Genomic DNA, 5,420 nt, shown 5'->3' with positions numbered 1-5,420 from the left:
AATGACGTTCACTACGTCTATCGTGATGCCCTCAATCGGTTCGATCAAATCCTGATAGGGACAGGTCGCTTCAACACGCTTTTGGCGGTGGTGGTGGATCGTGAGCTACAGACAATCGTCGGTCATCATTTGCTCGATTTGAATGAGAAATACGGCGTTCGAGGCGATCACCTGCGGGACGTCCGCTAACCACCATAACCCGCCCTCACGATTTTCCTTCCAATGTAGGATTTCGCGTGTCAGCGTCGCGATCGGCTCTTTCTCATCGTCGGATATTCGCCAGCGCCGCACCAACGGTTCGTCGCAGTTTTGCGCGTACGGGGGTGTGACTTTGGTGACCTTCGGCGTCGGACACGGGGGGATCTTGGGCTAACTTTCGCCTAAACTTCCAGCGCCGACGGCAAAGCCGTCGGCCGGGTTCGGCATAGCCGACCCGCCGGCCGTGCCGGTCCGTGCGCTAAAGCGCACCGGCGCGGGCGTGGCCGCGCCTCGGACCGTCAGTACATATGCTGCCCGCCATTGATCGACAGCGTAGACCCGGTCACAAACCCGGCATCCTCCGCGACCAGAAACGCAACGGCCCGCGCGATTTCGGTCGCCTGCCCCAACCGCCCGACCGGAATCTTCGCCACGATCTTCGCCAAGACATCCGCCGGCACCGCCGCCACCATATCCGTATCGATATAACCCGGCGCGATCGCATTCACGGTGATCCCGAACCGCGCGCCTTCCTGCGCCAGCGCTTTGGTAAAGCCATGGATCCCCGATTTCGCCGCGGCGTAATTGACCTGGCCGTATTGCCCGGCCTGGCCGTTGATCGACCCGATATTGACGATCCGCCCCCAGCCGCGATCTTTCATCCCCGCGAATACCGCCTTGGCCATCGTGAAGCAGCCGCCGAGATTGGTGTCGATCACTTCGTTCCAGGCTTGCTTGTCCATCTTCATCAAAGTGCCGTCGCGGGTGATGCCGGCATTGTTGACGACGACATCGACCGGGCCGAGCTCGGCCTCGACCTGCGCGACGCCCGCCTGCACCGCGTCGTAATCGCCTACATCCCATTTGTAGGTCTTGATGCCGGTGCGGTCGCTGAATGCCTTGGCGCGCTCGTCATTGCCCGCGTAATTGGCGGCAACGGTCATCCCCATGTCCTTGAGCGCGAGGCTGATCGCCTCGCCGATGCCGCGGGTGCCGCCGGTCACGATCGCTACGCGGGCCATATCTCTCTCCTAATGCGCTCGCGGTCCGCGAGTCGTTCGGTTCACGCTATTGGGCGGATGTCCACCCGGCAAGTTCCCGCGCCAAAATGCTGCGCAGCATTTTCATGCCGGGCTCGCTGTCGTTGAGGCACGGGAGGTAGGCGAAATCGGTGCCCCCCACTGCGAGGAAGGAGTCGCGGCCGCGGATATCGAGCTCCTCGAGCGTCTCGAGGCAATCGGCGGAAAAGCCCGGCGCGATGATCGCGACGCGCTTGATCCCCTGTCCCGGCAGCGCGGCGAGTGTCGTGTCGGTCGCGGGCTCGAGCCACTTGGCGCGGCCAAAGCGCGACTGAAATGTAACGATCGTATCTTTTCCTAGCGCCTCGCTGAGCAACCGCGCGGTCTTTTGGCAGTGGCAATGATAGGGGTCGCCAAGCTCGAGCGTGCGCTGCGGCATGCCGTGGAAGCTCGTAACGAGCGCGTCGGGCACAAAGTCGAGCGCGGCGAGCGACGCGCGCACCGACGCCGCCAGCGCGTCGATATAGGCGGGGTCGTCGTAATAGGGCGGCAAGGTCCGCACCGCCGGCTGCCAGCGCATCGCAGCCAGCGCTTCGAACGCCTTGTCGTTGGCGGTTGCGGTCGTTGCTGCGCAATATTGCGGATAGAGTGGCGCGATCAGGATGCGCTCGCACCCCGCCGCCTTCATCGCCGCCAGCCGGTCGCCGATCGACGGGTTGCCATAGCGCATCGCCCAATCGACCAGCACGCCCGACCCGAACGCGTCCTTCAACGCGGCCGCTTGCAGTCGCGTGATCGCGGCAAGTGGCGAACCGTCGTCGCGCCATACCTGCTCATAGGCATGTGCCGACTTCTTCGGCCGCGTGTTGAGGATGATTCCGCGCAGGATCGGCTGCCAGAGCAAGGCAGGGATTTCGACCACGCGCTTGTCGGAGAGGAATTCGCCGAGGTAGCGTTTGACCGCCTTTGCATCGGGCGCATCGGGGGTGCCGAGGTTGATCAGCAGCACGCCGATTTTGGGCGGAGCGATCGGAGGATGATCGGCGGGACGCTCCATCACCACTTCCCGTCATGCTGAACTTGTTTCAGCATCCAACGTGCAGCCAATGACGGCATTATTTTTGACGCGTTGGACCCTGAAACAAGCTCAGGGTGACGGCGAGAGAAGAGTGTCATGTGTCGCCAACGCGCAGTGGCAGGCTGCGGATGCGAAACCCGGTCGCCGATTGCAACGCGTTGGCGATGGCGGGCGCGACCGGGGGCACCGCGAGTTCGCTGACCCCGCCGGGATCGGCCTCGCTCGGGATCAGTTCGACGGTGATGTCGGGCACGTCGGCGAGCCGCGGCAGGTTGAGCCCGCCCAGACCCAAACTCTCCGCCCATCCGCCCTTGTACCGCGTCGACGCGCCCAGCGCCGCCGCCATGCCGAACACCAGCCCGCCTTCAATATTCTGGCGAACGATGTCGGGGTTGATAACCTGCCCGCAATCGACCGCGGCGACGATGCGATCGACACCGATCGACTGGTCCTCGTCGATATGCGCCTCCGCGAACACCGCGATATGGCTGCCGCGAAAGCTGTGACAAGCGATGCCCTGGCCGCTTCCCGGCACCCCACCCTCCCAGCCGCCGAGCGCCGCCACCGTCGTCAGGCACCGCGCCAGCCGTGCGTCGCCGCCGAGCATGCCGATGCGGAATGACATCGCCTCGGTCTTCGCGACATGCGCCAGTTCGTCGATGAAGCATTCGGTGAAGAAGCAGGTGTAGCTGTGTGCGCCAGACCGCCAATGTCCGGTCGGCACGCCGATGTCCGCCTCGTGATGGTCGATCGCGTAGGAGGGTATCTGGTAGAACGGCGTCGCCCCGGCCATCGCATAGCCATCGCTGCTACCGCCTACCGCGAGCGCGGCCGATGCGGCGTTGTCGTCGGCGAGCAGTCGGTGCGCGAGCTCGCGTCCGGTCGCGGGCGTCGCGATCTTGGCGAGCCAGCCGGTGATCCGCCCCTGATTGTCGAGCCGCCCCGTCATCCTGGCAACGGCAGGGGCGCGGACGCGATCCTGCTGGATGTCCTCGGCGCGCGACCACATCACCTGCACCGGGCGCTTGAGATCGCGCGCCAGCAAAGCGGCCTGCACAGCCGCGTCATGCTCCAGGTTGATCCCGAACCCGCCGCCGATCGGCATCGGGTGGATGACGACCGATCCGTCGGACACGCCGGTCGCCGCCGCCACCGCAGTACGAGCGAGGCCCGGCGCGAGCGTCGGAACCCAGACCTCGACCGTCCCGTCGGCCCACGCCGCCGTGGCCGCGCGCGTTTCGACCGGCGCGTGGAGCGCGGCCTCAACGCGATACTCTGCGGTGACCACTGTGACACCCTTGAACGCTGCGCCGACATCACCCGTCGAGGCGACGCGCACGCCGGGGCCGGCCAGCGCGGCATCGAGCGCGCGGTGGATCGTCGTGGTCGAAACAGGGACGCCGGGAACGCGGAAGCGCGGGCCGATCGCCTCCAGCGCGCGGTTCGCCGCCCACCAATTGCTCGCGATCGCCGCAACCCAACGGTCGTGCCGAACGACCTGCGTCATGCCGCGAATTTTGTTGGCGGCATTGGTATCGCACCCTATCAGCACGCTGTCGGGGGTCGGCCCTGCGCGAACCGCGGCGAACACCATGTCGGGCAAACGGACGTCGGCGGCGAAATTGACCGATCCGTCGATCTTGGCCGGGCTGTCGAGCCGTGGCAGCGATTGCCCCGTCAGCCGCCCAGTCTCGCCGCCGCGCAGCGGGATCGGGTCGGGCACGCTCTCGCCCACCGCTTCTGCCGCGAGTTCGCCGAAGCGCAACTTGTCCTTGCCGTGCACGACGAACCCGCCCGCAGTGCCGCACGACCGCCAGTCCGCACCCCAGCGCCGCGCCGCCGCCTTCTGCAGCAGCACGCGCGCCGCCGCACCGGCGTCGCGCAACGCGCCCTCGAACTGGCGGACGGAAGTCGAACCCGCAGTCAGCATTAGCCCGCTCGACGTGACGTGCCCGTCGCGTAGCCCTTTCGGCAAATGATCGAACGCGCCCGCGAACAATTCATCCGCCGCCATCGGGTTGGCGTAGAGCGGGTTAAGCGGTGCCGGCTCGACCGCGATCGTCCGCCAATCGGCGCCGAGTTCGTCCGCAACGATTTGCGGGAGTGTGGTCCACACCCCCTGCCCGTGCTCGGCCTGCGGCACCGCGACCGCGATATGCCCGTCCTCGCCGATCTTGAGCCAGGCGTTGAAGACATGCTCGCCTTTCGCCGCGGTCAAATTGGGCGCGTAATGCCGCGGCCAGACGCTCCACGCGACGAGCAGCCCTACGCCAGCGCCGCCGCCGATCAGCAGGTTGCGACGAGTCAGCAGCGGCTTAGACAATAACTGGTCGGTGTCGGCCATGTTGGACGCCCTACCGCGCCACAAACCCACCGTCATCCTGAACTTGTTTCAGGATCCGCTGCGCCGCCGTCACAACATCAGTTATTGCACGATGGATGCTGAAACGAGTTCAGCATGACGGATGGCTAGGCCATCGCCCGATACCTCGCCCGCAAGCCCACCTTGTCGATCTTCTCCGTCCCCAGCCGCGGCAGCGGGTCGGCGGACATCCAGATACGCTCGGGCACCTTGAACGCGGCGATGTGGTGCCGCAGGAAATCCTGCAACTCGCCCTCGCTCACTTCGTCGCCGGGATGGAAATGCACCACCGCGCCCGGCACTTCGCCGAGCCGCTCGTCGGCAAGCCCGAAGACCGCGGCCTCGGCGACCAGGGGATGCTCGTAGATCGCCGCCTCGACTTCCTGACAGCTGATATTCTCGCCGCCGCGAATGATGATGTCCTTCTTGCGGTCGACGATGAACAAATAGCCGTCGGGGTCGAGATACCCGATGTCGCCGGTCAGGAAGTACCCGTCGGGGCTGAACGCCGCCGCCGTCGCGTCGGGCCGGTGCCAATATTCGCGGAAGTTGCAGATCGAGCGGATCGCGATTTCGCCGCGCTCGCCCTGCGGCACCTTTTTTCCTCCATTGTCGAGGATCGCGAGGTCGACCAGCGGGAGCGACGCGCGGCCGGTCGAATTGGGCTTGGCGAGGTAATTGTCTCGCCAGTTTCCGCACCCGACGCCGTTGGTCTCGGTCAGGCCGTAACAGATCAGCGGCGCGCCGCCGCCCATCTCCTCGT

At 65.7% G+C, this 5,420-nt stretch carries 4 protein-coding genes and 1 pseudogene; 1 reads left to right on the top strand and 4 read right to left on the bottom strand.

Going from position 1 to position 5,420, the window contains the following annotated elements; all coding sequences use genetic code 11:
- Nucleotides 1-189, top strand: a pseudogene (locus JWM94_RS07800) (hypothetical protein); the annotation flags it as partial.
- A gap of 308 nt (nt 190-497) precedes the next feature.
- Here the strand turns inward: JWM94_RS07800 and phbB are convergent.
- The 4 genes from phbB to JWM94_RS07780 form a co-directional block, all read right to left on the bottom strand.
- Nucleotides 498-1,220 carry an acetoacetyl-CoA reductase gene (gene phbB, locus JWM94_RS07795; protein ID WP_299424601.1) on the bottom strand — a complete coding sequence of 241 codons (723 nt, stop codon included), beginning with the start codon at nt 1,218-1,220 and terminating at the stop codon, nt 498-500.
- 46 nt (nt 1,221-1,266) lie between these two features.
- Nucleotides 1,267-2,274: a ferrochelatase gene (gene hemH, locus JWM94_RS07790; protein WP_299424598.1), complete on the bottom strand. Its 1,008-nt coding sequence runs from the start codon at nt 2,272-2,274 to the stop codon at nt 1,267-1,269.
- A gap of 115 nt (nt 2,275-2,389) precedes the next feature.
- Nucleotides 2,390-4,639, bottom strand: coding sequence for a molybdopterin cofactor-binding domain-containing protein (locus tag JWM94_RS07785; protein ID WP_299424595.1), 2,250 nt, complete (start codon nt 4,637-4,639; stop codon nt 2,390-2,392).
- A 125-nt stretch (nt 4,640-4,764) separates the two neighbouring features.
- Nucleotides 4,765-5,420, bottom strand: a 656-nt coding sequence (locus JWM94_RS07780; RefSeq protein WP_299424592.1) for a class I adenylate-forming enzyme family protein, incomplete at its 5' end; no start/stop codon positions are given.

This window comes from Sphingomonas bacterium, assembly GCF_028289855.1.
Lineage (GTDB): Bacteria > Pseudomonadota > Alphaproteobacteria > Sphingomonadales > Sphingomonadaceae > Sphingomonas.
This window is presented reverse-complemented; position numbering and strand designations above follow the sequence as displayed.

Bases quoted from the DNA above. Each gene is read 5' to 3' on its own strand.
- phbB (WP_299424601.1), bottom strand. From the start codon at position 1,220: ATGGCCCGCGTAGCGATCGTGACCGGCGGCACCCGCGGCATCGGCGAG.
- hemH (WP_299424598.1), bottom strand. From the start codon at position 2,274: ATGGAGCGTCCCGCCGATCATCCTCCGATCGCTCCGCCCAAAATCGGC.
- JWM94_RS07785 (WP_299424595.1), bottom strand. From the start codon at position 4,639: ATGGCCGACACCGACCAGTTATTGTCTAAGCCGCTGCTGACTCGTCGC.